Origin of the sequence: Cohnella terricola (assembly GCF_007786475.1) — a bacterium.
Classification (GTDB): Bacteria; Bacillota; Bacilli; order Paenibacillales; family Paenibacillaceae; genus Cohnella; species Cohnella terricola.
The window spans coordinates 122357-148149 of sequence record NZ_VNJJ01000005.1 but is presented as its reverse complement, the minus strand read 5'-3'; the positions used below and the strand labels follow the sequence as shown (position 1 = coordinate 148149).

The 25793-nt window shown below is 53.5% G+C and carries 24 protein-coding genes; 4 read left to right on the top strand and 20 right to left on the bottom strand.

The features are described 5' to 3' along the window. The 3 genes from spoVAE to spoVAC are packed head-to-tail and all read right to left on the bottom strand — an operon-like array spanning position 1 to position 1887. Positions 1-351 carry a stage V sporulation protein AE gene (gene spoVAE / locus FPZ45_RS10630; RefSeq protein ID WP_144701584.1) on the bottom strand — a complete coding sequence of 117 codons (351 nt, stop codon included), beginning with the start codon at positions 349-351 and terminating at the stop codon, positions 1-3. Next, a complete protein-coding gene (gene spoVAD / locus FPZ45_RS10625; RefSeq protein ID WP_186438353.1) occupies positions 351-1388 on the bottom strand; it encodes a stage V sporulation protein AD in 1038 nt (345 codons plus the stop codon). Before spoVAD ends, spoVAE begins: the two co-directional genes overlap by 1 nt. Further along, positions 1375-1887 (bottom strand): stage V sporulation protein AC, encoded by a 513-nt coding sequence (gene spoVAC / locus FPZ45_RS10620; protein WP_144701070.1) that lies wholly within the window; start codon positions 1885-1887, stop codon positions 1375-1377. The genes spoVAD and spoVAC overlap by 14 nt, the downstream gene beginning before the upstream one ends. A 186-nt stretch (positions 1888-2073) precedes the next feature. Here spoVAC and sigK point away from each other — a divergent pair, with 186 nt between their 5' ends. Then, complete coding sequence (sigK, locus tag FPZ45_RS10615; RefSeq protein ID WP_144701067.1) at positions 2074-2775, top strand: RNA polymerase sporulation sigma factor SigK; 702 nt, start codon at positions 2074-2076, stop codon at positions 2773-2775. Between the two features lie 22 nt (positions 2776-2797). Here sigK and FPZ45_RS10610 read toward each other — a convergent pair whose 3' ends face one another. Then, complete coding sequence (locus tag FPZ45_RS10610; RefSeq protein ID WP_144701065.1) at positions 2798-3883, bottom strand: WD40/YVTN/BNR-like repeat-containing protein; 1086 nt, start codon at positions 3881-3883, stop codon at positions 2798-2800. A gap of 344 nt (positions 3884-4227) precedes the next feature. Between FPZ45_RS10610 and FPZ45_RS10605 the strand changes: the two genes are divergently transcribed. After that, a complete protein-coding gene (locus FPZ45_RS10605; RefSeq protein WP_144701063.1) occupies positions 4228-4890 on the top strand; it encodes a 3'-5' exonuclease in 663 nt (220 codons plus the stop codon). Positions 4891-5396: 506 nt separating this feature from the next. After that, a complete protein-coding gene (gene ilvD / locus FPZ45_RS10600) occupies positions 5397-7067 on the top strand; it encodes a dihydroxy-acid dehydratase (protein WP_144701581.1) in 1671 nt (556 codons plus the stop codon). Positions 7068-7209: 142 nt separating this feature from the next. On the opposite strand, the gene FPZ45_RS10595 is transcribed toward ilvD, so the two are convergent. Then, positions 7210-7518: a hypothetical protein gene (locus FPZ45_RS10595; RefSeq protein ID WP_186438340.1), complete on the bottom strand. Its 309-nt coding sequence runs from the start codon at positions 7516-7518 to the stop codon at positions 7210-7212. Positions 7519-7606: 88 nt separating this feature from the next. Beyond that, entirely contained in the window at positions 7607-9013 is a 1407-nt protein-coding gene (locus FPZ45_RS10590) for a polysaccharide deacetylase family protein (RefSeq protein WP_144701059.1), read from the bottom strand. 184 nt (positions 9014-9197) lie between these two features. Between FPZ45_RS10590 and FPZ45_RS10585 the strand changes: the two genes are divergently transcribed. Then, positions 9198-10343 (top strand): AI-2E family transporter, encoded by a 1146-nt coding sequence (locus FPZ45_RS10585; RefSeq protein ID WP_144701057.1) that lies wholly within the window; start codon positions 9198-9200, stop codon positions 10341-10343. On the opposite strand, the gene FPZ45_RS10580 is transcribed toward FPZ45_RS10585, so the two are convergent. The 14 genes from FPZ45_RS10580 to FPZ45_RS10515 form a co-directional block, all read right to left on the bottom strand. Next, positions 10276-12117, bottom strand: coding sequence for a peptidoglycan D,D-transpeptidase FtsI family protein (locus tag FPZ45_RS10580; protein ID WP_144701056.1), 1842 nt, complete (start codon positions 12115-12117; stop codon positions 10276-10278). The genes FPZ45_RS10585 and FPZ45_RS10580 overlap by 68 nt on opposite strands. 106 nt (positions 12118-12223) lie before the next feature. After that, entirely contained in the window at positions 12224-14335 is a 2112-nt protein-coding gene (locus FPZ45_RS10575; protein WP_246120409.1) for a methyl-accepting chemotaxis protein, read from the bottom strand. 176 nt (positions 14336-14511) lie between these two features. Continuing rightward, positions 14512-15771 carry a peptidase U32 family protein gene (locus tag FPZ45_RS10570; protein WP_144701054.1) on the bottom strand — a complete coding sequence of 420 codons (1260 nt, stop codon included), beginning with the start codon at positions 15769-15771 and terminating at the stop codon, positions 14512-14514. A gap of 25 nt (positions 15772-15796) precedes the next feature. Continuing rightward, positions 15797-16648: a peptidase U32 family protein gene (locus tag FPZ45_RS10565; RefSeq protein WP_246120408.1), complete on the bottom strand. Its 852-nt coding sequence runs from the start codon at positions 16646-16648 to the stop codon at positions 15797-15799. Between the two features lie 190 nt (positions 16649-16838). Beyond that, positions 16839-18146, bottom strand: coding sequence for an endolytic transglycosylase MltG (gene mltG / locus FPZ45_RS10560; protein ID WP_246120407.1), 1308 nt, complete (start codon positions 18144-18146; stop codon positions 16839-16841). Positions 18147-18217: 71 nt separating this feature from the next. Then, positions 18218-18529 (bottom strand): DUF1292 domain-containing protein, encoded by a 312-nt coding sequence (locus tag FPZ45_RS10555; protein WP_144701050.1) that lies wholly within the window; start codon positions 18527-18529, stop codon positions 18218-18220. A 42-nt stretch (positions 18530-18571) separates the two neighbouring features. Beyond that, on the bottom strand, positions 18572-18877 hold the full coding sequence (locus FPZ45_RS10550) for a DUF1292 domain-containing protein (protein WP_144701048.1): 306 nt from the start codon (positions 18875-18877) through the stop codon (positions 18572-18574). Positions 18878-18887: 10 nt separating this feature from the next. Then, a complete protein-coding gene (gene ruvX, locus FPZ45_RS10545) occupies positions 18888-19301 on the bottom strand; it encodes a Holliday junction resolvase RuvX (RefSeq protein ID WP_144701046.1) in 414 nt (137 codons plus the stop codon). A 2-nt stretch (positions 19302-19303) separates the two neighbouring features. Then, entirely contained in the window at positions 19304-19579 is a 276-nt protein-coding gene (locus FPZ45_RS10540; protein ID WP_144701044.1) for an IreB family regulatory phosphoprotein, read from the bottom strand. A gap of 84 nt (positions 19580-19663) precedes the next feature. Further along, entirely contained in the window at positions 19664-22291 is a 2628-nt protein-coding gene (alaS, locus tag FPZ45_RS10535; protein ID WP_144701572.1) for an alanine--tRNA ligase, read from the bottom strand. A gap of 349 nt (positions 22292-22640) precedes the next feature. After that, a complete protein-coding gene (locus FPZ45_RS10530) occupies positions 22641-23711 on the bottom strand; it encodes an AI-2E family transporter (RefSeq protein WP_144701042.1) in 1071 nt (356 codons plus the stop codon). Between the two features lie 147 nt (positions 23712-23858). Next, a complete protein-coding gene (locus FPZ45_RS10525) occupies positions 23859-24059 on the bottom strand; it encodes a DUF2797 domain-containing protein (protein ID WP_144701040.1) in 201 nt (66 codons plus the stop codon). Then, a complete protein-coding gene (locus FPZ45_RS10520) occupies positions 24056-24607 on the bottom strand; it encodes a PRC-barrel domain-containing protein (RefSeq protein WP_144701038.1) in 552 nt (183 codons plus the stop codon). Before FPZ45_RS10520 ends, FPZ45_RS10525 begins: the two co-directional genes overlap by 4 nt. A 36-nt stretch (positions 24608-24643) precedes the next feature. After that, on the bottom strand, positions 24644-25789 hold the full coding sequence (locus FPZ45_RS10515) for a cysteine desulfurase family protein (protein ID WP_144701036.1): 1146 nt from the start codon (positions 25787-25789) through the stop codon (positions 24644-24646). Between the last annotated feature and the right edge of the window lie 4 nt (positions 25790-25793).

Genomic DNA, 25793 nt, shown 5'->3' with positions numbered 1-25793 from the left:
TTATCCTTTCGGCCGAACGGCGATCGCGGCCAGAAAGGAAAATACGATTGCGGCTGATATGCCCGCGCTCGTCACGGTGAAAATCCCCGTAATGACGCCGATCCAACCGACCTGCTGCAGCTCGGTCAACGCGCCGTGCACGAGAGCGTTGCCGAAGCTCGTAATCGGAACGGTCGCTCCGGCTCCGGCGAAATCGATGAGCGGATCGTACCAGCCGACCGCATCGAGCAAAGCGCCTATAACGACAAGCAGCGACATGGTATGCGCAGGCGTCAGCTTAGCAACGTCGAACAGCAATTGGCCGACGACGCATATTCCTCCTCCGACAACGAATGCCCAGACGTAAGTCATCATGCGGTTACACCCCCTTGATATCCCGGATGCGACGATTCGATCGCTACCGCATGCGCCACGCAAGGAATGCTTTCCCCCTGCTGATACGAAAGCGGGCTCAGTAGCGCTCCGGTGGCAACGACGAGAACCCGGCGGAGCTCCCCCTTGCGAATTCGCTTGAGCAGATGCCCGTAAGCGACGACCGCGGAACACGCGCAGCCGCTTCCGCCCGCTTGCACCTTTTGTTTCTCCACGTCGTAGATCATCAGCCCGCAATCCTGAAACTTCGTTTGCTCCATCGGAACGCCGTTTCGTTTCAGCATCTCGCTCGCGAGGGGATGTCCGACGCCGGCCAGATCGCCGGTGACGATCAGATCGTAATACCCCGGTTCACGGCCCGTATCTTGAAAATGTCCCTGTATCGTATCCACGGCTGCCGGAGCCATCGCGGATCCCATATTGAACGGGTCTTTAATACCGAGATCCATGATTTTGCCGATCGTGGCCGCCGTGACGACCGGTCCGTCGCCGGCTCTCGCAACGATGGAAGCGCCCGCTCCGGTTACCGTATATTGTGCGGTCGGAGGTTTCTGCGATCCGTATTCCGTTGGATAACGGAATTGTTTCTCGGCCGTGCAGTTATGGCTGCAAGTGCCCGCCATCGCAAATTCGGCCGCGCCCGTCCCGATCATCAAAGAAGCGACCGCTAACGTCTCCATCGAGGTGGAACAGGCTCCGAAAACGCCGATATAAGGCGCTCCTACCGTGCGGGCAGCGAATGTCGTGCTAATAATTTGATTCATCAGGTCTCCGCCGACGAAAAAGTTCAACCGATCCTTCGTCAGCTTGGCGTGCTGAAGCGCGATATCGGCCGCTTGCTCCATCAAGAGCTTCTCGGATTTCTCCCATGTAGGCTGGCCCATCTCCAGATCCGGGTGCACCAGATCGAAATCGGCGGCCAGCGGCCCTTCACCCTCGTCAGGTCCGACGACTGTTCCGGCAGCGATAATGACGGGCGGCTTATCGAAAACCCACGTTCGTTTACCCTGTAGTATCATGCCAAGCCCCGATTCCGAAAATCCAATAAATAATCCCCACGACAAAAGCGGCGACGACGCCGAGCACGATAACCGAGCCGGCCAGCTTAAACATATTCGCGCCTACTCCGAGCACGAGTCCTTCGCTGCGATGCTCGATCGCTGCGGAGGACATCGAATTGGCGAAGCCGGTTACCGGAACCGCGCTTCCCGCCCCGGCCCACTGGGCGATTTTGTCGTAGATCCCGAGACTAGTCAGAATGACGGAAATCAGAATCATAACCGCCACCGTCGGATTGCCGGCGTCCTTGGAGGACATGTGGAACACGGTTATAAAAAACTGCGTCACGCCTTGCCCGATCGTGCAGATGATCCCTCCTGCCAGAAATGCTCTCAGACAGTTGCTCCAGACGGAACGGGCGGGTTCGCGAGCTTTGGCGAACGCTTGATACTCCTTGGACGACATGGAAACGGGCTTATAAGCCTTCGGTCCGTTCCCCGCGCTTTTTACGGCCATATCAGGAAACACCTCCAGGGAAATCGACTGTAATCGTCGCGTTCATTATTTCCCATTGGAGGGTGTTGTCATTCGGCCTTTTTACTTTCATGAATAGAACAGGCACGGTTGGGCGAATACCCACATACAATGGTAATGCTTCTTTCCGCAAGCTGAGCTGAACCTACCAACGGAGGTGGCCTTCCCGTGCCTGGTTTTTTTACATCGATTGCCTTGTTCCTCAAGCAGTTGTCCCTTCTCGTCTCTTATGTAAAGAACAACGCGTTCCCGCAACCTCTTACCGACGAGGAAGAGGCTCTTCATCTGCAGCGGCTGGCGGAGGGGAACCCCGTTTCCCGCAACTTGCTTATCGAACACAATCTGCGGCTGGTGGCTCACATCGTCAAGAAGTTCGACAATACCGGCGAGGATCTGGAGGATCTCATCTCCATCGGCACGATCGGCCTTATTAAAGCGATCGAAAGCTTCCAGCCGAACAAGGGAACGAAGCTGGCGACATTCGCTGCCCGCTGTATCGAGAACGAGATTCTGATGCACCTACGCTCTCTGAAGAAAACAAGGAAAGACGTGTCGCTCCACGATCCGATAGGGACGGACAAAGAAGGCAACGAAATTACGCTGCAAGATATTCTGGGTACGGAACCGGACGAGGTCGTCGACAAAGTGGAGCTCAAAATCGAGAAAAGCAAAATCTATCGCAATCTGGACATATTGGACGACCGCGAACAGGAAGTCATTCGCGGCCGATTCGGCCTGGACGGCGGCGGGGATGAACGGACGCAGCGAGAGATTGCGCGGGAACTCGGCATCTCTCGCTCGTATGTATCGAGGATTGAAAAAAGAGCTTTAATGAAGCTGTATCACGAGTTTTATAAGGCGAAGAAATGAAAGTCCGGTATTCTCTATGTGTTCAATCGATTGCCGCGATATGCCAATCCCCCTTCTTGTCGGGGCGCAGCGTATAAGTGATATTCCGCGTTCGGATGGTGCCGTCCTCTGTCTGCTCCTCGGCGACGACATTAACGTTCATCCGATTCGGATCGTCTCCGAGCGGGTAGATTTGATCGATGCGGATAAAGCGGTACTTATTCGAATTGTCGAACACGACTAGCATCGCATCGGTCAAGTCTGGCGATACCATATTCGCGCCGAAGCCTTGCCAATCTTTCGCGATGATCGTCTTCAAGTTCTCAATTACCAGACCTGCGAGTTTCTTCTTCTTGCTGTCGCTCGCGTACTGGTCTTCAGTCATGAACACACCAGGCAAGAATTCGCGCTTCCATACGCCTTTGCCAGTCTCCCACTCATCATGGTTATAACGGACCTTGCCCTGAAGGCTTCCGTTCGGATTGCGCTCAAACGTCCAATCCAGCCCTTCCGCGCTTCCTTCCAGCTTGTCGGCCATCGGATGCCAAGTTTCTCCCGCATCTGTCGTGAGGTAGAATAACGATATTTTGTTATCCATCGGAACATGGGCGAGAATCAATCCGGTTTGCGCGTCCAAGAATGCTAAGGAGTCCGATTGAATCTCGAGGTCCGCAAAAGCCTTCGGTACTTCGCCCGTCCGCTGTTCGTCCCAGCTCACGCCGCCGTCCTTCGTTCGGAACAACCCGATTTTTCCTTGCCATGGCGCATTAGCGATGATCCATCCATGATCCGAGTCGATGAAGGCCATTCCTGCCAGCATGCCGCCCGGTGTTTTGCTTCCTTTATTTTGAGAATCGTTAACGAGCTGGAAGGTCTCTCCACCATCGTTCGTTTTGTATATTCGAAACTCTTCGTGAAACATTCCCGTGGGCGTAAGATCGACTCGCCAACCTTCCGATTCATTCAAGTAAAAGGTATCTTCCACCGTGTCGATTGATACGGATGCGGACGGCGATGAGTCCGGCGTTGATAAAGGCAAGGTTTGGCCGCAGCCGACAAGAACGACCACGAACGCGAGCAGCACAACTGCCAAGCTAGTCACAGATCTTTTATCCAAAAACGTTTTCATGGACATCCCTCACCTATCGCATAGCATTTTTGCACTCCATACAATAGACGGAAAAATCGGTAAATAGTTCATTTCTTACTTGCGACTCCATTTTATTAAAAAAGCTTGGCCATAACATAAGTACATACGGATACAATTAAATACCCAGACCTAATCTAACATTTCAACAATGCCGATGATTCCCCTGCTAATAAGCAATAATACTCTTGTAGCAGCAGCCTGCTCGCCAAATACGTCAGGCTTTTTTCTCAGAGAAAACAATTCCCGCACTGACAAATGGCGATCTGAGGTCTATAATAACTAAGGTACGCATTTTACATCGGAATGTTTTAGAGGTGCTTGAAGTGACCATTATTGTATATGACTTAGAAATGACCGTCCGGAGAAAAAAAGGCCAGATCGCGGAAATCATCGAAGTCGGTGCCGCGAAAGTCAGTGAGTTCGATGGGGCACCGCAAATTGTCTCCACTTTTCAGTCGTTCGTCAAGCCAGCGATCGTTCCCCAACTGTCGTCGGATACGACCGAATTTACCGGCATTTCACAAGACGACGTCAACAGCGCCGAGACCCTTCCCCAAGTCATTCGGCAGTTCGTCGAATGGATCGGACAAGAGGAATATTATCTTTGCGCATGGGGCCCGGACGATCAGCGCCAGCTTGTTCAAGAATGCCGCGAACAGCAAATACCCACGGACTGGGTCGTTAATCATAACAATCTTCAGAAGATGCTCTCTAAAGTATACAAGTTCGAGAAGCATCAGCAGGTTGGCTTAAAATCCGCGCTGGAGTTGCTGGAAATCCCGTTCAGCGGTTCCCATCATCGCGCCATGGACGACGCGGTTAACACTGCTCATATTCTCGTCAAGCTCTACGATAAATTTCAGTTTAAGCGTAATAAGCTCGGGGACGAATCGAAAATCGAAAGCGAAGTCGTATATAAAACCGAGCACTACGAGAATTTGCCGTTCGCTGGTCTTGCCAATTTATTTACTGATCAAAGCAATTAGTTTTGATGCGCGAAAATCGATTCTATAGCAGAAATGGCGGCCGGTCGGCCGCCATTTTTGATGCCGAGGACTGACACCCGTCATTGCCGCTTTTTGCGACAATGAGAGGCTTCGTCCCCGTTGCGGATGCGCCATTGCAGTATTTTACGACAATGAGAGGCTCCGACCCCGTTGCGGATGCACCATTGCCGCATTTTGCGACAATGAGAAGCTCCGACCCCGTTGCGGATACACCATTGCCGCATTTTGCGACAATGAGAAGCTCCGACCCCGGTGCGGATGCGCCATTGCAGCATTTTGCGACAATGAGAAGCTCCGACCCCGTTGCGGATGCACCATTGCCGCATTTTGCGACAACGAATAGTTAAGCCACACGATCGCGCTTGCTCCCTCACCATAGCCGAAAGCCCATTCTAGTCAATTCGTCCGCATTTGTGCTAAAATCATATGATAAAACATTCCGGTTTATCCGAAAGCGAGGGGACTAATAGTTGGCTAACAAAAAAATGCGCTCAGACATGATCACCAAAGGCTTCGACCGCGCACCGCACCGCAGCTTGCTGCGTGCCGCCGGCGTTAAGGAAGAGGATTTCGGGAAACCGTTTATCGCCGTCTGCAATTCTTACATCGATATCGTTCCCGGCCATATCCACTTGCAGGAATTCGGCAAAATCGTCAAGGACGCCATTCGCGAAGCTGGCGGCGTACCTTTCGAATTCAATACAATCGGCGTAGACGATGGCATCGCGATGGGCCACATCGGCATGCGCTACTCGCTCGCGAGCCGCGAGATTATCGCGGATTCCGTCGAGACGGTTGTCAACGCGCACTGGTTCGATGGAATGGTCTGTATTCCCAACTGCGATAAAATCACGCCCGGCATGATGATGGCCGCCCTGCGGGTCAACATTCCGACGATCTTCGTCAGCGGCGGACCGATGAAAGCCGGACGTACGAAGGATGGACGCGCAATCTCGCTTACATCCGTATTCGAAGGCGTCGGCGCATATATGACCGGCAAGATTGACGAGCAGAGCTTGACCGAGCTCGAACAATACGGCTGCCCGACCTGTGGCTCCTGCTCCGGCATGTTTACTGCCAACTCCATGAACTGTCTCGCGGAAGTGCTCGGCCTAGCTCTTCCAGGCAACGGCACGATTCTCGCCGTCGCTCCCGAACGCCGCGATTTCGTCAGACAGTCGGCTACCCAACTGATGGAACTAATCAAGAAAGACATCAAACCGCGCGACATCGTCACGCTGGACTCGATCGACAACGCGTTCGCGCTCGACATGGCGATGGGCGGTTCGACGAATACCGTTCTGCACACGCTCGCGCTCGCTCACGAAGCCGGCATCGAGTATCCGATCGAGCGGATCAACGAAGTGGCGAAACGCGTCCCTTACTTGTCCAAGCTTGCTCCCGCCTCCGATCATCACATCGAAGATCTGCATAACGCGGGCGGCGTAAGCGCGATTATCAACGAGCTGTTCAAGAAAGAAGGAGCCCTCAAGGGCGAAGTTCTGACCGTCTCCGCCAAAACGCTGCGCGAAAACGTCGAAGGCGCGGAAATCACCGATCACTCGGTTATCCGTCCGATCGACGACCCACATACCAAAGAAGGCGGCTTGTCCGTTCTGTTCGGCAACCTTGCGCCGGGCGGCTCGATCATCAAAGTCGGCGCCGTCGACAAATCGGTTGGCGGTTACCACCGTGGACCTGCGATCTGCTTCGATTCCCAAGAAGCCGTTCTGCAAGGCCTTGCCGAAGGCAAAGTCAAAGAAGGCCATGTCGTCGTTATTCGCTACGAAGGACCTAAAGGCGGCCCGGGCATGCCGGAAATGCTTGCCCCGACCTCCCAGATCGTCGGCATGGGCCTCGGAACGAAAGTCGGCCTCATTACCGACGGACGTTTCTCCGGCGCGTCCCGCGGAATCGCCATCGGGCATATTTCCCCGGAAGCGGCGGAAGGCGGTCCGATCGCGTTCGTCCAGGACGGCGATATCATCGAGCTGGACATGAACAACCGTTCCATCACGCTTGAAGTAAGCGACGAGGAAATGGAACGTCGCCGCTCCGAATGGAAAGGCTTCGAACCGAAAATCAAGCGCGGTTACCTCGCCCGCTATTCCGCAATGGTAACGAACGCAAGCCAAGGCGGCGTCATGAAATTCTAATCGTAAAGCAAAAAAACTGGCGATACAGGGATTCCCTGTATCGCCAGTTTTTTTTCGGTACTATAACGGTCCCGCAGACCGTTACAGCCACCTAAACCCTGACCACTCGCTCTGTAACGGTCCCGCAGACCGTTACAGCCACCTAAACCCTGACCACTCGCTCTGTAACGGTCTGGCAGACCGTTACAACCACCAAAACCCTGGCCGATCGCTCTGTAACGGTCTGGCAGACCGTTACAACCACCAAAACCCTGGCCACTCCCTCTGTAACGGTCCCGCAGACCGTTACAGCCAACAAAACTCTGGCAACTCGCCCTGTAACGGTCCCGCAGACCGTTACAGCCACCAATACCCTGACCACTCGCTCTGTAACGGTCCCGCAGACCGTTACAGCCACCAAAACTCTGGCAACTCGCCCTGTAACGGTCCGGCAGACCGTTACAACCACCAAAACCCTGGCCGCTTGCTCTGTAACGGTCCCGCAGACCGTTACAACACCTCGAAGCAGCAACCGGAAGTAGATACATACCCGAAAACCGTTATAAACTCGACTCGACCGGGCGTTCGCGATTCGGTCTGCGATTCGGCCTCGATTCGTCCGCCCATTCGAGCAGCGTATTGCGCTCCATGATCAGCATCCGCGGATTTAGCGTGTCGCTATGCTCGCGAACTCTCTGGTTGCCCGTAGGGTGGATAACGCGAATCAAGAAACGCAAGTACACATTCGTCAATCGCGCGAACAGTCCTTTAGGCAGCTCGAACGTCTCGAACCCGAGTCCCTCCGAACCTCTATGAATCATGGATACCCCGTACAGCGCTTTGACCTGATCGCCCTTCGGCACAACGGCCAGCTCCCTGGCTAAATCCGGCAGCGTTTTCTCGATCTCGCGAATGATGCGGATGGCGAGCTGCAGTGACGTCTTCGATTTCATCCCCATCTCGAACAGCATTTGATTCTCGAAATGGATCTCCATAATATGGTCTCCCGATCTTAACGTGCGATCGTTGCGCAAGTCTAGCGGAGGACCCGAATAGCGGCGAACACGATAATTGAAAAAATGCGCGTCTCCGACGGGACGAAGCTTAAACAGGACATGGAACAGCTTTTCCCATAACATCCACAAGCTGACGACGATTTTCTTGATCGGCCCGATGGACGATTTGCGCTCAGCCACGCGCTCTTCTTGGCCGCGCGCTTCGGATCCCTTCGCGGCCTGGCGGGATTTGTTTTTCTTTTTCGCTTGCTCGGTTACCGCGATCATCTCGTCGATGCCGATAAACCGGTAGCCCTTCTCCTTGCCGTCATCCAAAATCTTCGTCAGCGCGGAGAGCGTATTGGCCGGAGCGTCGCGATCCGCGCCGAACGTGCTGCCGCAGTCGTGTAGCAAGAACACTTGGCCAGGTTTCAGCTTCTGCTTCATGCGGCGGTAGAGCTTATCCGGCCCGATTTTTTTTCTCCAATCCCCGAAAAGGGACGTCCAGAGGACGATCTGAAGATAACCCAGGTTCGCATAGTCGAATACGTTCAGAATCCCCCAAGGAGGGCGATAATAAAGCGGTCTTGTCCCCGTAATGCGTTTGATCAGATCCGAGGTTTGGTCGATCTGCCGCTTTACTGTGCTCGGTCTCATGAACCAGTTCATATGATGGACGTAATTATGTATGCCCAGAATATGACCTTCCTCATGAATTCTCGCGACGATCTCCGGATACTTCTCCGCATTTTCCCCGACTACGAAAAAAGTCGCTTTCGCGCCGTGGCGTTTCAGCAGATCGAGCATTTTGGGCGTATATTCGGGATCCGGTCCGTCGTCGAACGTCAGAGCGATTCCGCTGTCCGATCTGCCTTTCGTAAATACCCTAAAACCGAAAATCCGGCTCACCAAAGCCGGCAAAAAAGCGTAAAAAGTCAAAAAATAAAAACCGATCCAAAGGATGATTTCCATGCCTTCCCCACCAACTTGATTTGCCATAATATAATGTACGCGTTCGTTTGCTTGCCTTTTATTTTAACATATTCGATCGGAAAATAGGCATTCTTATAGGCATCTTTTTTGCATTCGTGTACAATAAGCGATAAATGGAATAGACTTGCTCTGCAATCGAGCGCAGAAAAGGGTGACTTAGTCGATGTTGTCTTTGTACCAGAAATATTGGAGGACCGTTTTCGATATCGGGGTCATCGTCCTCACCGTATGGGTTACGATGTATGTGTTCAGCTATTTGTATAACCTCGCGACGCCCGTATTTCTCTCGTTCGTCGTTTTTTGGATTATCGAACCGCTCGCCAAACGGTTAAATCGAATCGGACTCCCGAAGTCGATTGCGACCGGGATTAGCATTTTGTTTTTTGCTTTGATCATCCTTGCCGCTTTCTTTGGGCTTGGTTACATTTTTACGATTCAGATAACGCAGCTTGCCGACGATTTGCCCAAATACCAGAAGCTGCTCGAACATCAAGTCAATGCGATTACGACAAATCTTCAGGATCAGATCGAAGCGTTGCCTCCCGGAATTGCGGATAAATTAACAGAAGCGACTGCTTACGTCACCGATCTCGGAGCGAATTGGGCAGGCAACTTCCTGAAATGGCTGGTCGGACTCCTAACCTCGTTCTCTTCGTTTATTCTCAATCTATCGATCGCGATCATACTTGCTTATTTCTTAAGCCTGGAGATCGAAACTTGGAAAAGGCTGAGTAAAGAACGCGCACCGAAAACGCTCAAGGTCGCTTTCGAGTTTTTGCGCAACAACGTATTCAAAGGGATCGGCGCTTACTTGAAGGCGCAAGGGAAGCTGATCAGCATTACGTTCCTCGTCATATTCGCGGCATTATTGGCGCTTGGCGTGGACAACGCCTTCTCCATCGCGTTGCTCGCGGGCATTTTCGATATATTGCCGCTTCTTGGTGTTAATACTTTATTTATTCCTTGGATCGTCTATCTATTCGTCACGGGTGAAACGACCCTTGCGATCTGGCTGACCGCCTTGCTCCTAGTCGTCACGCTCACGCGGCAGTTCCTCGAACCGCGCATCACCGGCCAGACTGTCGGCGTATCCGCCTTTACGATGCTTGCCTTCATGATGATTTCCCTGTCGCTATTCGGCGTAGCAGGACTGATTCTGGCGCCGATTCTGATGATCTTGCTGAAAGCCTTGTACGACCAAGGTTACTTTAACAAATGGATACGTTTTCCGAAAGAAGAGTTTACCGTTCACCCGCTTGCTCCTCAGCCAGCCGATTCTTCTTCTCCAACTGGCGAATCCCGTCCATAATCGCGCCGAACAACGTCGCTCCGCGATTGCGCAATCCGGCCGGCTGATCCTCGATCAGCACGGCAACAGTATAATGTGGTTTTCCCTTCGCAGGCCCGTAACCGACGAACCATTGGTCGTTACGGGCCTTTTGATTGCCAGCAAGTTCGGCTGTACCCGACTTTCCGGCGAGCGTCCACGCCGATCCGCTTAGCGCGCTCGCGGCCGTGCCTTCTCGTGCGACCGCAAGCATCCCTTGCCTCAGGCGGGCAGCCGTGCTTGATTCGATACGCCCATATTTCGATGGGGACGACTGCGTCTTTAGTTCGGCCATCAATCCTCCGTCCGCGTAACGGATATCTTTCACAAGGCGGGGAGAAAACACATAGCCGTCATGCAATATCGTGACCGCCATATTCGCCGCCTGTAGCGGAGTAATTCTCACGTCCCGCTGCCCGATCCCGGATCCTGCTCGCGCTCCGCCGTCCCGGGCGATCTGCTTATTCAGAAAGATCGTACCCGCGTCCTCCTCTTCGATCAGCCGAAGCGGTTTGCCATCCACGAAGTTATTCGCATGCCATCCAATTTGCCTGCCGAGCCCCATACGCTCTGCAGTAATCTGCAGCCAGGCCGGATCCAGTCGCTCCGCCAATCCAGCAAAGGCGACGTTGCACGATTCTGCATATGCCTGTTCCAGCGTGAGATGTCCGTGACCGCCTTTTTTCCAACATTTCAGACCGTACTTTCCATATTTCCCATCGCAAAAGAACGTTTCTTTCCAGTCCGTAACGCCGGACTCCAGAGCCGCCGCCAGCGTCACCGTTTTAAACACGGAGCCAGGCGGAACGGCGGTCACCGCGTGATTGCGCTCATCGGTCCCTTTGGCTCCAATACGATAAGGATTCAGCCGGGGAAGCGACACCATCGCCAGAATGTCCGCGTTAGCCGCGTCGAGCACGACGACCGCGCCTTTGCCGATGCCGTACCTGTTCATGACGTTTTCCGCAATACGCTGGATATCCATATCGAGCGTCGTCGTGACGTGCACGGGGAAGTGAGGGTTGCGGGACGACGTTAATCGAAGTCCCAGCCCCTCAAGCGGGCGTCTAGCCGCATCGGTAACCTGTTTAACCGTCGTTGGCGCTCTCCCCTGCAGGAAACGGTCCAACGATTTTTCCAGCCCGGCTCCACCGATCGGATTCGTCAGGTTCATTCGGCCGCGTTCGATATGTTTGCCGTAGATTTGAAGAACGTGTTCGGGATGCTGGGAGATGTAACCGATCGCGTGCAGCGGGGCAAGCTCCGCCGGATAGCGATTGACATACGGGAGAACGGATACGCCGAGCAGACCGGATCTTTCGACCTGCCGGATTTGTTCGTCGGTAAGACCTAGCGCCCGTCCCGAGCCCGGTTCGTCCTTCCAGAGTCCCGGTTCCCGCAGTTCCGTCAACCAATTATCCAGCATCTCCGCATCCGTGCCGAGGGATGCGGCGAGCGCGCGAATATCTTTATCCAGCCCCCGCGGCATTCCGTTGTCCGGGAAAGCGGCTAACCCTTGTACCGTAACTCCAGCGAGGAGGCGGCCTTTCCGATCCAAAAACCGCCCGCGTCCGCTGTCGAGGACGAGGTCGTCCGTTCTTTGCAGTATGGCGCCGCGGCTGATCGCGTTCACGCTTGCGGAGCCAGGACCTCCGTAGCCCATCTGGATCCAGGCTAATCTCGCTCCTTCCACTCCAAGCAATATTGCCAGCATCAACAGGACATGGAATCCTCTGATCGACCGCACGCGTCTCATGAACGACGGCTCCCTTCGTTATTTTACTCCTCTATTATTTCCATTTCGCAGCATAACAAAAAGCAGGCAGAGGAACTTCCTCTGCCTGCTTATAAGCCTTCGCGAATTAAGAAACTGTAAACCGGCTGAGCGACTCACGCAATTGGCCGGATACCGCTTCTAGGCGATTGGACAACTGTACCAGACCATCACTGATGTTCAGTTGCTCGTTACTGAGAGAAGCGACTTCTTCCGACGTCGCGGATGCTTCTTCGGCAACCGCGCTGACGTTGCTCATTGCCAGCGAGAGCGTGTTCTGAGCGTCTTCGAGTTGGCGAACGGAATCCGTAGCCGATTCGAGCCGTTGGATAAATCCGCCCATGTTGTCTTGAACCGTCACGAAGATTTGGTTCGCTTCGCGCACGGATTCAATCTGTTCCTGGAAGATCGGATAGGCTTCGGATAGAACGCTGACCGTCTCGTCGATCTCACGAGCGATATTCTCGACGATGCCGCCTACGACTCCGATCGATTCGCGAGATTGATCCGCGAGTTTGCGGATCTCGTCGGCGACGACCATGAAGCCTTTGCCCGCCGCGCCGGCTCTTGCCGCCTCGATCGTCGCGTTCAAGGACAAAATATTCGTTTGCTTCGTGATATTGCCGAGCACGTCCAGAATTTTGCGGATCGATCCGGTGCTTTCTTTCAGCTTGTCTACCTTTTCGACCATCGAACGCGTCATTTCTTCGGTTTGACCCGTTTTCTCGATCAAAGAACCCATGTATACCGAACCCGTGCGTCCCGCTTCTTCTACTTCGTTGGCGGATTGTCCCATTTCGAAGTTCGAATCGATAACCGATTGAACTTGAGTTCCGATCTGGATCGTCAAATCGGTTCCCTTCTCCGACTCTACCGCGAGATTCGTCGCCCCGTTGGCGATCTCTTCGGTCGCGATCGCGATTTCTTTCGCCGCTCCGGCCGTTTTGCGGGAAGCGTCGGTGAGGGAAGTAGCTGTATCTAGCACTTCCTGAGCAGATAGGTTCGTCTGGCGAACGAGTCCCGTAATTTCTTCCATCATCCGGTTAAAGCTGTCGGATACTTGGCCGATCTCGTCTTTCTTCCGGATCGTCGACCGAACGGTCAAGTTTCCGCGCTCGCCTTCGTTCATCAGCGTGCGCAATTGGGCGAGCGGACGGCCTACCGACATCATAACGATCAATCCGATTGCACCGGCGATTACCGCCGCGATTAAGGACATAATCCATGTCAGGTTGCTGATCACTTTGGCATCCTTGACCAACTCGGATACCGGGATGTTTCCGATCAACTTCCAACCGTTGTTTTTCAGTTCGCCTGCCGAACTCAACGTTTTCGTGTCCATGACAATCGTCGCGGACTCTCCGTCTCCAGGTACTTCGTACTCGTACTTGGCACCCATAACCTCTTCATTAGGCCCATATACGATAGTTCCGTCGCTTGAGACGATGTAGGAAGAACTTCCTTCACCGAAGTTCACCGTTTTCATCTCGTCGTCCAATGTCTTAATTTTAATCTCCAAAATCATCAAAAAGGATTTTCCTTGATTAAGCACGCGAGCCAATGCGAACGTCGGCGTGCCTCGGGTGCCGTCTACACCTTTGGCAAGCGTCGGAATCCAGACCGCGCGTCCGTTGGCCTCGATAACCTGCTGCAGAAATGGTTGCTCCAATAAGCCTTCTTTGTTTACCGAGGTTCCGGTGCTCAGCGCCTGGCCCTTCCCGTCTACCGGGATCAGCGAGATCGATTCGTAGTTCGAATCGGCCATCGCCACGCTGCCCATCTTTTCCGTGAGCTGTCTAGATGAGTCGAAAGCCTCATAATCGTCTTTCGTATTGGCCATTGTGCTCAACAGTTTGGTGAACGACGAATCGGTAATGAACTGCAAAGACTGTCTTTCATAGCCTTCGAGCAGCAAAGCGATCTTACCCGCCGTCTGCACCGCGGTTTGTTGGCTTGAATCGGATACCTTCTGCTGAATGATCGAGCTGGACTTGGAATAAGAGAACCAACCTAATGAAAGCACGCATGCGAGAATGCTGCAAAAAATCAGCAAAAACAGCTTCATTCCAACGGAACGAATCGGGTTTTCGAATTTGGAGTCTTTGAACTGGCCTCCAACTTTTTTGGATAGACCGTTCACGGAATCGGTCGCTTTTTTCCAATTCACCGTTCCCATTCTCTCACGCCACGATTTCTTCATCTGCAATAACTCCTCCAACTATGTAGTGACGACTGTATAACGGCAAAGAAATAGACTTGCCAAATTGTCAACAAAGTAATTATCGGCCACTAGCATGGCAATGTTTACCTTAGGATGACAAATTCGACAAGTCTATACCTATTTCCTCTAATTCTTTATGCTCAGATAAAAATTTTTTAATGCAACCTTTTGCGCATAATATCGAGAGGCGCGACAGGAAACTCGGTTTTCAGACGAATTTTCTGCAAAGGATGGCGAGCGACGGTTAGCGGATTGCCTTCTTCGTCCGTCATTTCGCCCAGCGTCTGGACGAATTGCCTGCCGCCGGGACCGAAAAACTCCACTTCCATGCCGGGGCGAAAAGGAGAGCGCTGCTGAACGGTGGCGATTCCTGTCGATTCATCGTAATCGGTCACGACCGCGGCGAAATCGTACGGCGCAGGTTTTTCTTCCGGCTCATAAATATGTTCCTCCGCTCCCGGCGTCGTATAGAAGAATCCCGTATTCAGAGGACGGTTCGCGGCTTTGCCGATATCTTCGATCCACTCCGGGCGCAGCTCGTATCGATCCGGATCGGCCATATAAGCATCGATCGCTTGCCTATAGACGTTCACGACGGAAGCGACGTAATGGATGCTCTTCATTCTTCCTTCGATCTTGAAGCTGTCCACCCCGGCATCGACGAGATCCGGAATATGGCGAATCATGCACAGATCCTTGGAGCCCATCGTAAACGGGTTCTGCCCCGGCTCCATGACCGATTGCTCGTCGGCATGCAGATCGTATTTCCAGCGGCAGGATTGGCAGCAGCCTCCCCTGTTAGAATCGCGATCCGTAAAATGGTTGGATAATACGCAGCGTCCGGACACAGACGAACACATCGCTCCGTGTATAAACACCTCGAGCTCGACGTCGACGCGGGCTTTCATCTCCGCGATTTCCTCCATTGTCGTCTCCCTGGCCAACACGACGCGCGGCAATCCTTCTTCCTTCCAGAATTGCACCGCCTGCCAGTTCATCGTCGATTGCTGCGTGCTCAGATGCACTTCGAGCTTCGGCGCTACTCTCTGAGCGGTTTCTACGATCGCGGGATCGGCTGCGATAATGGCGGCGATCCCGGCGTCCTCCAATTGCTTCAAATACTCGGCAACGCCGTCCAAATCTTCCTGATGGGCGTATATATTCGTCGCCACGAACACTTTCGCTCCGTATCTCGCCGCGAATTCGACGCCTTCGCGCATCTCTTCGAAGGTGAAGTTGTCCGCGTTCGACCTCAGCCCGTATTTCTGTCCGCCGATATAGACGGCGTCCGCGCCGTAATGAACGGCGAATTTCAGCTTTTCCAAGCTTCCCGCAGGCGCCAGCAGTTCGGGCTTGGCCAAACGATGCCTTTTGCCGGAGAAACGGAGCTTATGTTGCGTACTAGTCGAGCTCATGCCATTTTCCTCCTTGCCCGATATGTTAATAGACCTGTTCCTTGTACAGGAAGCCGAACCCGAGTTCGCGATCGGAACTTTGCACCTTCCGGATGTCGTCCAGCCATCGTTCGTCGAACGAATACTCGTCCGGACCGCTCTTCCATTGATCTAATGCTTTTCTATAGCTTCTAAGCACGGTTTCGTTATACTCGTCCGACTTCAGAAGCGCTTCGACATAGAAACTGTCCACTCCCGCCTGAATAAGCTCGGGCAGCGCCTCAAGAAGGCAAATATCGTCCGGGCTCATAACGTGAGTTCCGTAATCGTCCTCATAGACGGGGAATTTCTCGTCCGGACGCTCCGCCTCGACGAGGAACAGCCCGTTATCCGCGCCTTTGCGAATCAACGTCGCCTCACGCCCGAGATGCTCGAGGTAGCTTTGCAGCAAATTGCGATGGGAGTGGTAAATATTCGTCATGCCGTGAACTTGAACTTGGACTTCCATCCCGGCCTTGCTCTTCAGATCGGCGATTTCTTCTTCGTTCAATTCCCTGGCGATCACCGCCCGGGATGCGCCACGCCGTCCCCAAAAAGAGGCGGAAGACGAATTCGTTCCCGTCATCTCCGCATTCCAGAACAGAGGCAGCCCTTGCGCGTGTTGCCGGGCATTGAGCAGTATAGCGGGATCGCCGAACACGAGAGCGTCCGCCCCGGCCTCCTGAACGGTACGCAAATAATCGGGAAGAAGATCGATTTCGCTGTTGCGGAACAGTTTATTCGCGTTGACGTAAATTTTCGCGCCCAAGCCGTGAGCGGCCGCAACGGCCGCCTTTAAATCATCTGCCGCAATGTCTCCCGGCTGTCTCATGCCAAACCGGGATTCGCCAACGATCACTGCGGATGCGCCAGCGCGAACATAGCGCTCTATTTGTCCGACGGAGCCGGCGGATATTTGCAATTCGGGAATAGCTGTCGTAATGGGGATACACCTCCGGGAAATTCTTCGACCCGGCCAGCTTCATCCGTCCCCGCGAAAGGGATTCGGACAGCTTGCCGGGTCGACGAGCAATCGCTCACGAAACGTATTATTTCTTCTCGTTCTTCTCGCTTAGCTTAATGTTTTTCTGGTGCTGCTTAAACGTTTCCGCGAAGAGATGGGAATTCGTCCCGTCTTTCTTCGTAACGTAATAAAAGTAATCCGTTTGCTCTGGATACAAGGCCGCCTCGATCGATTTGAGACTTGGGTTAGCGATCGGCCCCGGAGGAAGTCCCGCATTCAAATACGTGTTGTACGGGCTCTTGACTTTAAGATCTGCCTCGAGCAGCCGTTCCTTCGGCTTATCGAGCGAGTATTGGATCGTGGCATCGATCTGCAGCGGCATTTTTTTCTTGAGCCGGTTTTCGATGACGCTGGAGACGATCGGTCGCTCTTCGTCAATGACGACTTCCCGTTCCACTAAGGAAGCGACCGTCAACAATTGATGAACGGTAAGCCCGCGTTCTTCAAGTGTCCCGAGCCAATCCTCGGGCAGTTGATCAAGCTTGCGGTCAAGCTCGGCCAGCATGCGGTTGATAATCTCGGACTCCGTCGATCCCGCTTTCATCTCGTACGTATCGGGGAACAAATAACCTTCCAACGGATATCTCAAATTTTTGTCGGTTGGCAGCGTTTTGGTCCATATGGATCCCGTCCACTCTTCGGGCTTGCCCGCGATTTCGAGGAACTTGGCTTTGTCGATTCCCGCCTTCTCCGCGAGCCGATCCGCAATCTGCTGAACCGTAAAACCTTCGGGAATCGTAAACTTGATCGTACTCGCCGCCACGATATCCCCTTTGTTCAGCTTGGCAACGATTTGATCGCGGGTCATACCCGGCGTCAATTCGTATTCACCCGCTTGAAATCGAGACCCTTCGCCTTGAAGCTTCAACCAACCGTTAAAAAGAGACGCATTGCGAATAAGTCCGTTTTCTTCGAGCATCTCGGCTACCTTCTGAGCGCGCATGCCCGAGCTGATCGTAATCATTACCGTCTTCGAAGAAGCGGCAGTCGGCCTTAAGCCGTTCCACAGATAAAACAAAACGCTTCCCGCCATTGCCAGCACCAAACCGAGCGCAATAAGGAATGACCATAGCATCACTTTGGGTTTACGCCTGCGAACCGCCGGAACCGACGTCGTCCGGGCTTCCGGTTCCGAACCGGAAGGCCGTTCGGGCGACGGCTCCCGGCGCGGGGATTCGGAACGCATCGAAGAAGATCTGGACAGCGAAGAAAACCGGTTCGTCTCTAAAGCCGCCGCCGTCTCTTTATTCTCAGCCGATTTCTTGGAATCGTCCGGAACTTTGTCGCCGTATATGGATCTCCATCCCGATGCCGATTCATCATCTCTATTCACTGCTTTTCCCCTCCAGCAAATCCTGACATTTCATCGTAAAATGACCCCACAAAGTGGGGTCTCGAACTTTCTCATGGTTGATCCTCGCTGCCGAACTGCAAATCGTCGTAAGCTTCGGCAACGTTTTCCCACTCGTCCTCATCCGTTACCGATTCAAGCTGAAGTTCGCCGTCCGAATCCTCGACGATTCTAAAAGGCTCGATCTCGTCTTCCTGCTTCATGGCTTCCGCCTGAAGCACCGCGTAGCGGCGTCCATCCACGGACAGCTCGGCGAGTATCCGATATTCCACGGAAGAACCATCCTCGGCAAGCAGTTCTACGCTGTCCCCGTAGCGTTGCTGCAGGGCGGAGAGCTTATTGCGGTCTTGATTGTTGTCCGCCATTAATCTATCCTCCCGGTCTTTCGGCCTGACGGCGATACTTCTTTATTGGTCTTCAGCTTCGCCGAACTCGCCAATCAAGGTGTTAAACGTCTCCTCGACCATGTCCCATTCGGCCGGATCCTCGATCGGATACAGCTTGATTTCTTCGTTCTCTTCATCGTAACGGAAAGCGAATACTTCCTGCTCTTCTTCTTCATCTTCCGCCGGAACGACCATTAAATATTTCCGGCCCGTTCCGTCGTCAAGCTCGAAACGCATGATGACTTCGAACGGCTCATCGTTGCCTTCGTCGTCCGTAATATAAATGATCTCCGCTTCTTCTTCTTCGTTATGGATTAAATCCGCCATGGACGTTCCCTCATTTCACTACCGAATCAAGATAACTCTGCAGCAATATCGCCGCCGCCATCTTGTCTATGACTTGTTTGCGTTTGTTTCGGCTGACATCCGCTTCGAGCAGCGTCCGCTCCGCCGATACCGTTGTCAGCCTTTCATCCCACAGGCGTACAGGTAAATCTAGTGTCTGCTTTATGCTTTCCGCGAATGTGATGCAATTTTCCCCACTCGGTCCGATCGTGCCGTTCATGTTCTTTGGCAGACCGACGACGATGGCGCCGACCTCATACTCCTTGATCAGCTCGGCGATTCGCGCCATCGGATCGGTGACCACTTTGCGGTCGATCACTTCCAGACCTTGCGCTGTCCAACCGAACAAATCGCTCATCGCGACGCCGATCCTTCTCTCCCCATAATCCAGTCCCATTGTCCTCATCGTTAACGGTTCTGCTGAAGATAGAAGCGAACGAGTTCTTCGATTAGTTCGTCGCGTTCTTTCTTGCGAATCAAGCTTCTCGCGTTGTTGTGACGCGGAATAAATGCGGGATCTCCGGAAAGCAGATAACCGACGATCTGATTGATCGGGTTGTATTCCTTCTCCACCAAGGCGTCATGAACCGTAAACAAAATGTCTCGGGACGACACCTCGCGGGGATCCGCCACGACATCGAATTTGACCGTTTGGTCGAAGTGGTTTTTGTCCGACGTGCTCATCTCCAGCACCTCGCTTTCAGTGACAAGCTGTTAATATCTTATCTTCATCATAACACAATCTCCGTTGGACAGGAAATTCATGCCTTAGGAAATTTGAGCCGATACGAAACGTTCTGCCGCAGCTAGCGCCTCGGACAGCTTCGAAGGGTCCTTGCCGCCGGCTTGCGCCAGTTCCGGTTTTCCGCCTCCGCCTCCGCCACAGATGGCGGCAACGTCTTTGATCAACTTGCCGGCGTGCAAGCCTTGCTTGACCAGATCCGGCGTTACGGCAACGACAAAGTTCACCTTGTCGTCCGCAGCGGAACCGAGCACGAGCACAGCCGAGCCGAGCTTCAGCTTCAACTCGTCGGCCACGCCGCGAAGAGCGTCCATGCCGCCCGCGTTCACTTGCGCGGCGAGCAACGTCACTCCGCCGACCTGCTTCGCGGCGGAGACGAGCTCGGCCGCTTCAAGGCGGCTAAGCTTGCCTTGCAGCGATTCGTTGTCGCGCTGCAACTGACGCGCTTCGCCTTGCACGGCTTCGATCCGCTTCGGCACGTCGCCGACGTTGCATTTCAGCAGCGCCGCTGCGCCTTTGAGAATGTTCAATTGATCGTCCAGGAAGGAGTACGCATGACGTCCCGTTACCGCTTCGATGCGGCGTACCCCGGAGCCGATGCCGCCTTCGCTGACGAGCTTGAACAAACCGATCTGCGACGTATTGCGAACGTGGCAGCCGCCGCACAGCTCCAAGCTGTAATCGCCGACCTTGACGACGCGAACGACATCGCCGTATTTCTCGCCGAACAAAGCCATCGCGCCCATCGCCTTCGCTTCGGCGATCGGCTTCAAGCTGATGTCCAGTTCGGTGCCGATCCAGATTTGCTCATTCACGCGGCGCTCGACTTCGGCCAGTTCTTCAGGCGTAATCGCGCCGAAGTGCGAGAAGTCAAAGCGCAGGCGCTCCGGCTCGACGAGCGAGCCCGCTTGGTTGACATGCTCGCCGAGCACATCTTTTAATGCTCTATGCAGCAAGTGCGTCGCCGTATGGTTGCGCACGATGTCTCCGCGGTCGGAAGCGTTGACGGACGCTGTTACCGTATCACCGACTTTCAGGAATCCAGAGGTCACGACCACCTGGTGAACCGATTGACCGTGCGGCGCTTTGCTCAAGCCGATGACTTCAGCGTTGACTTCGCTTCCGAACAGTACCCCGCGGTCGCTGACTTGACCGCCGCTCTCCGCATAGAACGGAGTGCGATCGAGCACGACAAGCGCCTTCTGGTCCACACCGGCGACGTCGACGAACTCGTTATCGACAACAATCGCTTGAACGCGAGCTTCGGCAGTAAGAGCGTCGTAGCCGATAAATTCGCTCTTCTCCGTATAGTCTGCAAGAGGTCCGCCTTGCACCTTCATGCTGTCCGTCTCTTGACGGGCTGCCCGCGCGCGGTCCCGCTGTTCCTGCATCGACGCATCAAATCCGTCGCGGTCGACCGCCATGCCTTGTTCCGTCGCGTAATCTTCCGTCAGGTCAAGCGGGAAGCCGTACGTATCGTACAGCTTAAACGCATCCGGACCAGAGATGACCGTACGGCCTTCCGCGCGCGCCTTCGTGCACAGCTCCGACAAGATCGCCAGTCCATCGGACAGTGTCTCATGGAAACGCTCTTCTTCCGTGCGAATGACTTTTTCGATAAACTCGCGCTTCTCGAGCACTTCCGGATAATAAACGCCCATGATCTCGCCGACAGTCGGCGTAAGCTCCCATAGGAACGGACGGTCAATGCCAAGCACTTTGCCGTAACGCACCGCGCGGCGAAGCAGACGGCGAATGACGTATCCGCGGCCTTCGTTAGACGGAAGTACGCCGTCTCCTACGGAAAATGCTACCGTGCGAATATGGTCCGCGATCACCTTCAATGCGACGTCGTTTTCTTCGTTTTCTTTGTACTTTACGCCGGCGATCTCGCAAGTGCGTTCGATCATCGGTATGAACAAGTCGGTATCGAAGTTCGAATCCACGTCCTGCAGAATGGAAGCGAAACGTTCGAGCCCTGCGCCCGTATCGATGTTTTTATTAGGAAGCGGCGTATAGCTGCCATCCTTGTTATGATTGAATTGCGAGAACACGAGGTTCCATACCTCGAGGAACCGCTCGTTTTCACCGCCAGGCGTGCACTCGGGATCGGACAGATCCCCATACTTGTCGCCGCGGTCGTAGAAAATTTCCGTGCACGGCCCGCAAGGTCCTTCGCCGATGTCCCAGAAGTTGTCCTCCAGTTTAACGATCCGCTCCGGTGGAAGCCCGATTTTCTCATTCCAGTAGCGATAAGCTTCCTCGTCTTCCGGATATACAGTAACAGAGAGACGCTCGGGATCGAAGCCGATCCACTCCGGACTGGTCAGGAATTCCCAAGCCCACGTAATCACTTCTTCTTTAAAATAGTCGCCGATTGAGAAATTGCCGAGCATTTCGAAAAACGTATGGTGCCGGCGAGTTTTGCCTACATTCTCGATATCGTTCGTACGGATGCACTTTTGCGAATTGGCTATCCGCGGGTTTTCCGGCTTGACCCGGCCGTCGAAATACGCCTTAAGCGGGGCCATACCGGCGTTGATCCACAACAAGGAAGGATCGTTATGGGGAACGAGCGGAGAGCTCGGTTCGATTTTGTGGCCTTTGCTTTCGAAAAACGCTAACCATTTGCTGCGGATTTCTGCTGCTTTCATCGGTTTCATTAAGGGAATCCTCCTTGACTTCTTTCGAAAATAAAAAAAACGCCCCCATAATCAGGGACGAAAATCTTCGCGGTACCACCCTGGTTATCGCATGCGTAAGACGCGATCTCCTCTTGACGGGATAACGGCCCTGGCCGGCGGACTTCGATCCGCACTCCGAAACGAGCTTCCCCCGCTCTTCGCAACGAAGATTCTCCCAGCCAAACCGTCTAACCTCAATAAAGGGAATTTCCGGTTTGAAATCTTCTCTCTGGCCATGCGGTCTTCGAGGTACTTATGTTTCGTCAACGTGTTTAAATATCCATATTACATAGATTATAGACAACCGATTTCAGAGCTGTCAAACGGTTTTTCTGTGGATATAGTAGGCAGCGACGTGCTGGACGACTACTTTCATCGCCGCGTAGAGGGGAACAGCCAGGATCATGCCGACGATTCCCGCGAGTTCTCCTCCGACAAGGAGAACGAGTATGATCGTGAGGGGATGCATTTTCATCGATTTGCCCACGACTTGAGGACTGATCACGTTGCTTTCGAGGTTTTGACAGATCATGTTCACGATGACGACCATCAGTACCATTTTCCATGAGATCGTCGCTGCCATGATGAGAGCCGGCAGCGCCCCGAAGAACGGACCCAGGTAGGGAATAATATCGAAAAGGGAGACAAAGCCTGCCATAAGCAAAGGATATGGCATCCCGATAATCAAATATCCGATATATGCGAGTACTCCTACGCACAGGGAAACGATCAATTGCCCTCTAATATAGCTGCCGAGCGCCGAGTCGATGTCTTTGAGCAGCCTGACTGCGTGTTTGCGCCTCGCTCGGGGCACGTATTGAAGCGCGGCTCGTTCGAACACGTCGAGATCCTTCATCATATAGAAAGCTAGGAAAGGTACGATCATCGCGATGAACAACACGTTGACGACGGCTCCGATATTGTTCAGGAAATCGGCGATCCGCTGCTCGATTTGCTTCTCCATCGTGCTGATCGAGCGATTGATGCCGTCTCTGACCGTTTCGGGCAGCATGTCGTTATTGTTGAAGTGATCGACCAAACCTTGCGCCCGTATCGTCAGTTCCGGAATATGCTCGTTCAATTCCTCCGCTTGCTTCATGAACATCGGAATGACGTTCATCAGAATAACGACGGATACGGAAATAAAAACGGCATAGATGAGCAGCACTGCCGCCGTGCGGGGCACTTTGCGGTCATGCAACAGATTAACGATCGGGTTTAGCGCATAGGAGATAATCATGGCCACGAGAAAAGGAGCCAGCACAGCCTTCAGAAAACCGTACACGGACAACAGCATCGGCCGAACGAGAACTAACAGGAACAACACGATCAGAATGAGTATCGTATAGATAAGCGCACTGAACAATCGGCTTTGGGCAAACCGGTTCATTCCCCATTTCTCCCTTCCCGCTTCCCGCAAACGGCAATTCTCCCTTAGTATATGTACTTGTCCTTTGCTGTAAACCGGAGGGACGCAAAAAAGCGCTTCGGACTCCCGCGGAGTCCGAAGCGCTCTCTAATGGCATTTCGTTCTTTTTTAGTTTGCGTGAATCTCGGCCGGCATCGGCTCGTCGAAAAACAAATCGTCCAGCGAGCTGAGCGTTCCGTCTTCCTCGACTTGATACACCGACATTTTCTCGCCGTTCACCGTCAATTCGATAAAGCAACTCCAGCAATAAAATTGATGGGAACCGATCTTTCCGATATCTTTGGAACCGCAATTCGGACATCTCATCATCCGTCTTCACCTGTCACTTTCCACGTATGGTCTCTCGTCAGTATCCGCTCGTAAGAAGCCGGTACCAGGATGGCATCCTCGCCCAACGTCATATTCTCGGGCGCTTCCGGCAGAAGCAGTCTCCGCCTTCCCTCGAATACGTCTGCGAGAAAACCGTCCGTCAACTCGTATCCTATTATCTGTGTACCCTCGGACGACTTAAAATAAACGTCCGATATTTTGCCTAAATATTGTCCTTCAATCGTATAGACCGGCATATCCTTCAGACGGACGATGCCCGTATCGTACGTGCGCAGCAACTCGTTGCCATCTTTCGACGCGATTGCCGTATCGCCGCGGATCAACAAAGCATCTTCGCCTAAATGAACGATATCTTCCAAGTAGACAATTCGAGACAACTTGCGGATGAACCCGGCTCGGTCGTATTTGTCCAAGACAAAGCCAACCAATCTCCAAAATTCATCAAACCAAACGTCTTTCACTTTCCCGACACCCTTGCCGCTCTCGCGCAGCACGGGCAATCCAAGAATTCTCTCCACTTGAAACATCGAAGGCTCCTAACCATTTCAGCGCCTTGTTAATTATTACGCATAACGGGCTGATATAGTTGCAATAATTTTCGCCATTTTTTCGGCTTCTTCTCTAGTATTGCCCAAACCGAAGCTAAATCGTACCGCTGACGAGATTCTATCGGGAGAAATGTTCATAGCCGATAAGACGTGGGAAGGTTTTAGGGAGCCCGAATTGCATGCCGAACCTCCGGATGCCGCTACGCCGGCCAGATCGAGATTCATCAGCATGCTTTCGGAAGAAATGCCGGGAAAACTGACGTTCAGAACGTGAGGAAGTCGATCGTTGGGATGTCCGTTCACGACAAATCGTTCCGGACCTATATGGTCCGTAAGCTCTTGCAGGACGGCGGATCTGATGCTCTCCGCGTGTTCCCGCCTGATCTGGGCTTGTCCGCATGCGATCTCCGCCGCACGGGCGAACGCCGAGATGCCGGCGACGTTCTCGGTGCCGGCTCTGCGGCTGCGTTCCTGCATGCCGCCGAATTGACGGGGTAGAAACGGAGTACCTTTGCGAATATAGAGCAAACCCACTCCTTGCGGGCCGTTAATTTTATGAGCGGATAAGCTTAACAAATCGATCGGCAGCTTTTGCAGATCGAATGGAAGATATCCAAAAGCCTGCACCGCGTCGACATGCATGCATGCCTTATGCTTGCGGGCCCAATCGCCAATTGCCGCGATCGGTTGCAGTGTCCCGGTTTCGTTATTGCCCGCCATTACGCTGACGACGGCCGTCGATTCGTCGATGGCGGCTTTCGCATCTTCGAGGCGAACGCACCCGTATTCATCCACGGGCAACACCTTGAGGGTAAAACCTTCATCTTCGAGCTTGCGGCACGCATTGAGCACAGCGTGATGTTCGACTGCTGTCGTAACGATTCCGGTGCGCCCCCGCTTCCGCTGGGCGTACGCGGCGCCGAACAAAGCCGTGTTGTCGCTTTCCGTGCCGCTGCCCGTGAAGACGATCTCCGAAGAAGAGCAGTTTAAGAGCTCCGCGAATACATCCCGCGCCCGCGACAGTCTATCTTTGGCGGCGCGGCCGTCGGAATGGAGACTCGAAGGATTGCTCGGGCCCGCAGACGCAGTCTCGACATAAGCTTGTATCGCTTCCGGGCTCATCGCCGTCGTAGCCGAGTGGTCGAAATAAATAACGCTCATTGCC

Bases quoted from the DNA above. Each gene is read 5' to 3' on its own strand.
- spoVAE (WP_144701584.1), bottom strand. From the start codon at position 351: ATGACTTACGTCTGGGCATTCGTTGTCGGAGGAGGAATATGCGTCGTC.
- spoVAC (WP_144701070.1), bottom strand. From the start codon at position 1,887: ATGGCCGTAAAAAGCGCGGGGAACGGACCGAAGGCTTATAAGCCCGTT.
- FPZ45_RS10610 (WP_144701065.1), bottom strand. From the start codon at position 3,883: ATGAAAACGTTTTTGGATAAAAGATCTGTGACTAGCTTGGCAGTTGTG.
- ilvD (WP_144701581.1), top strand. From the start codon at position 5,397: ATGCGCTCAGACATGATCACCAAAGGCTTCGACCGCGCACCGCACCGC.
- FPZ45_RS10590 (WP_144701059.1), bottom strand. From the start codon at position 9,013: ATGGAAATCATCCTTTGGATCGGTTTTTATTTTTTGACTTTTTACGCT.
- FPZ45_RS10585 (WP_144701057.1), top strand. From the start codon at position 9,198: ATGTTGTCTTTGTACCAGAAATATTGGAGGACCGTTTTCGATATCGGG.
- FPZ45_RS10580 (WP_144701056.1), bottom strand. From the start codon at position 12,117: ATGAGACGCGTGCGGTCGATCAGAGGATTCCATGTCCTGTTGATGCTG.
- FPZ45_RS10575 (WP_246120409.1), bottom strand. From the start codon at position 14,335: ATGAAGAAATCGTGGCGTGAGAGAATGGGAACGGTGAATTGGAAAAAA.
- FPZ45_RS10570 (WP_144701054.1), bottom strand. From the start codon at position 15,771: ATGAGCTCGACTAGTACGCAACATAAGCTCCGTTTCTCCGGCAAAAGG.
- FPZ45_RS10555 (WP_144701050.1), bottom strand. From the start codon at position 18,529: ATGGCGGACAACAATCAAGACCGCAATAAGCTCTCCGCCCTGCAGCAA.
- FPZ45_RS10550 (WP_144701048.1), bottom strand. From the start codon at position 18,877: ATGGCGGATTTAATCCATAACGAAGAAGAAGAAGCGGAGATCATTTAT.
- ruvX (WP_144701046.1), bottom strand. From the start codon at position 19,301: ATGAGGACAATGGGACTGGATTATGGGGAGAGAAGGATCGGCGTCGCG.
- FPZ45_RS10540 (WP_144701044.1), bottom strand. From the start codon at position 19,579: ATGAGCACGTCGGACAAAAACCACTTCGACCAAACGGTCAAATTCGAT.
- alaS (WP_144701572.1), bottom strand. From the start codon at position 22,291: ATGAAAGCAGCAGAAATCCGCAGCAAATGGTTAGCGTTTTTCGAAAGC.
- FPZ45_RS10530 (WP_144701042.1), bottom strand. From the start codon at position 23,711: ATGAACCGGTTTGCCCAAAGCCGATTGTTCAGTGCGCTTATCTATACG.
- FPZ45_RS10525 (WP_144701040.1), bottom strand. From the start codon at position 24,059: ATGATGAGATGTCCGAATTGCGGTTCCAAAGATATCGGAAAGATCGGT.
- FPZ45_RS10520 (WP_144701038.1), bottom strand. From the start codon at position 24,607: ATGTTTCAAGTGGAGAGAATTCTTGGATTGCCCGTGCTGCGCGAGAGC.
- FPZ45_RS10515 (WP_144701036.1), bottom strand. From the start codon at position 25,789: ATGAGCGTTATTTATTTCGACCACTCGGCTACGACGGCGATGAGCCCG.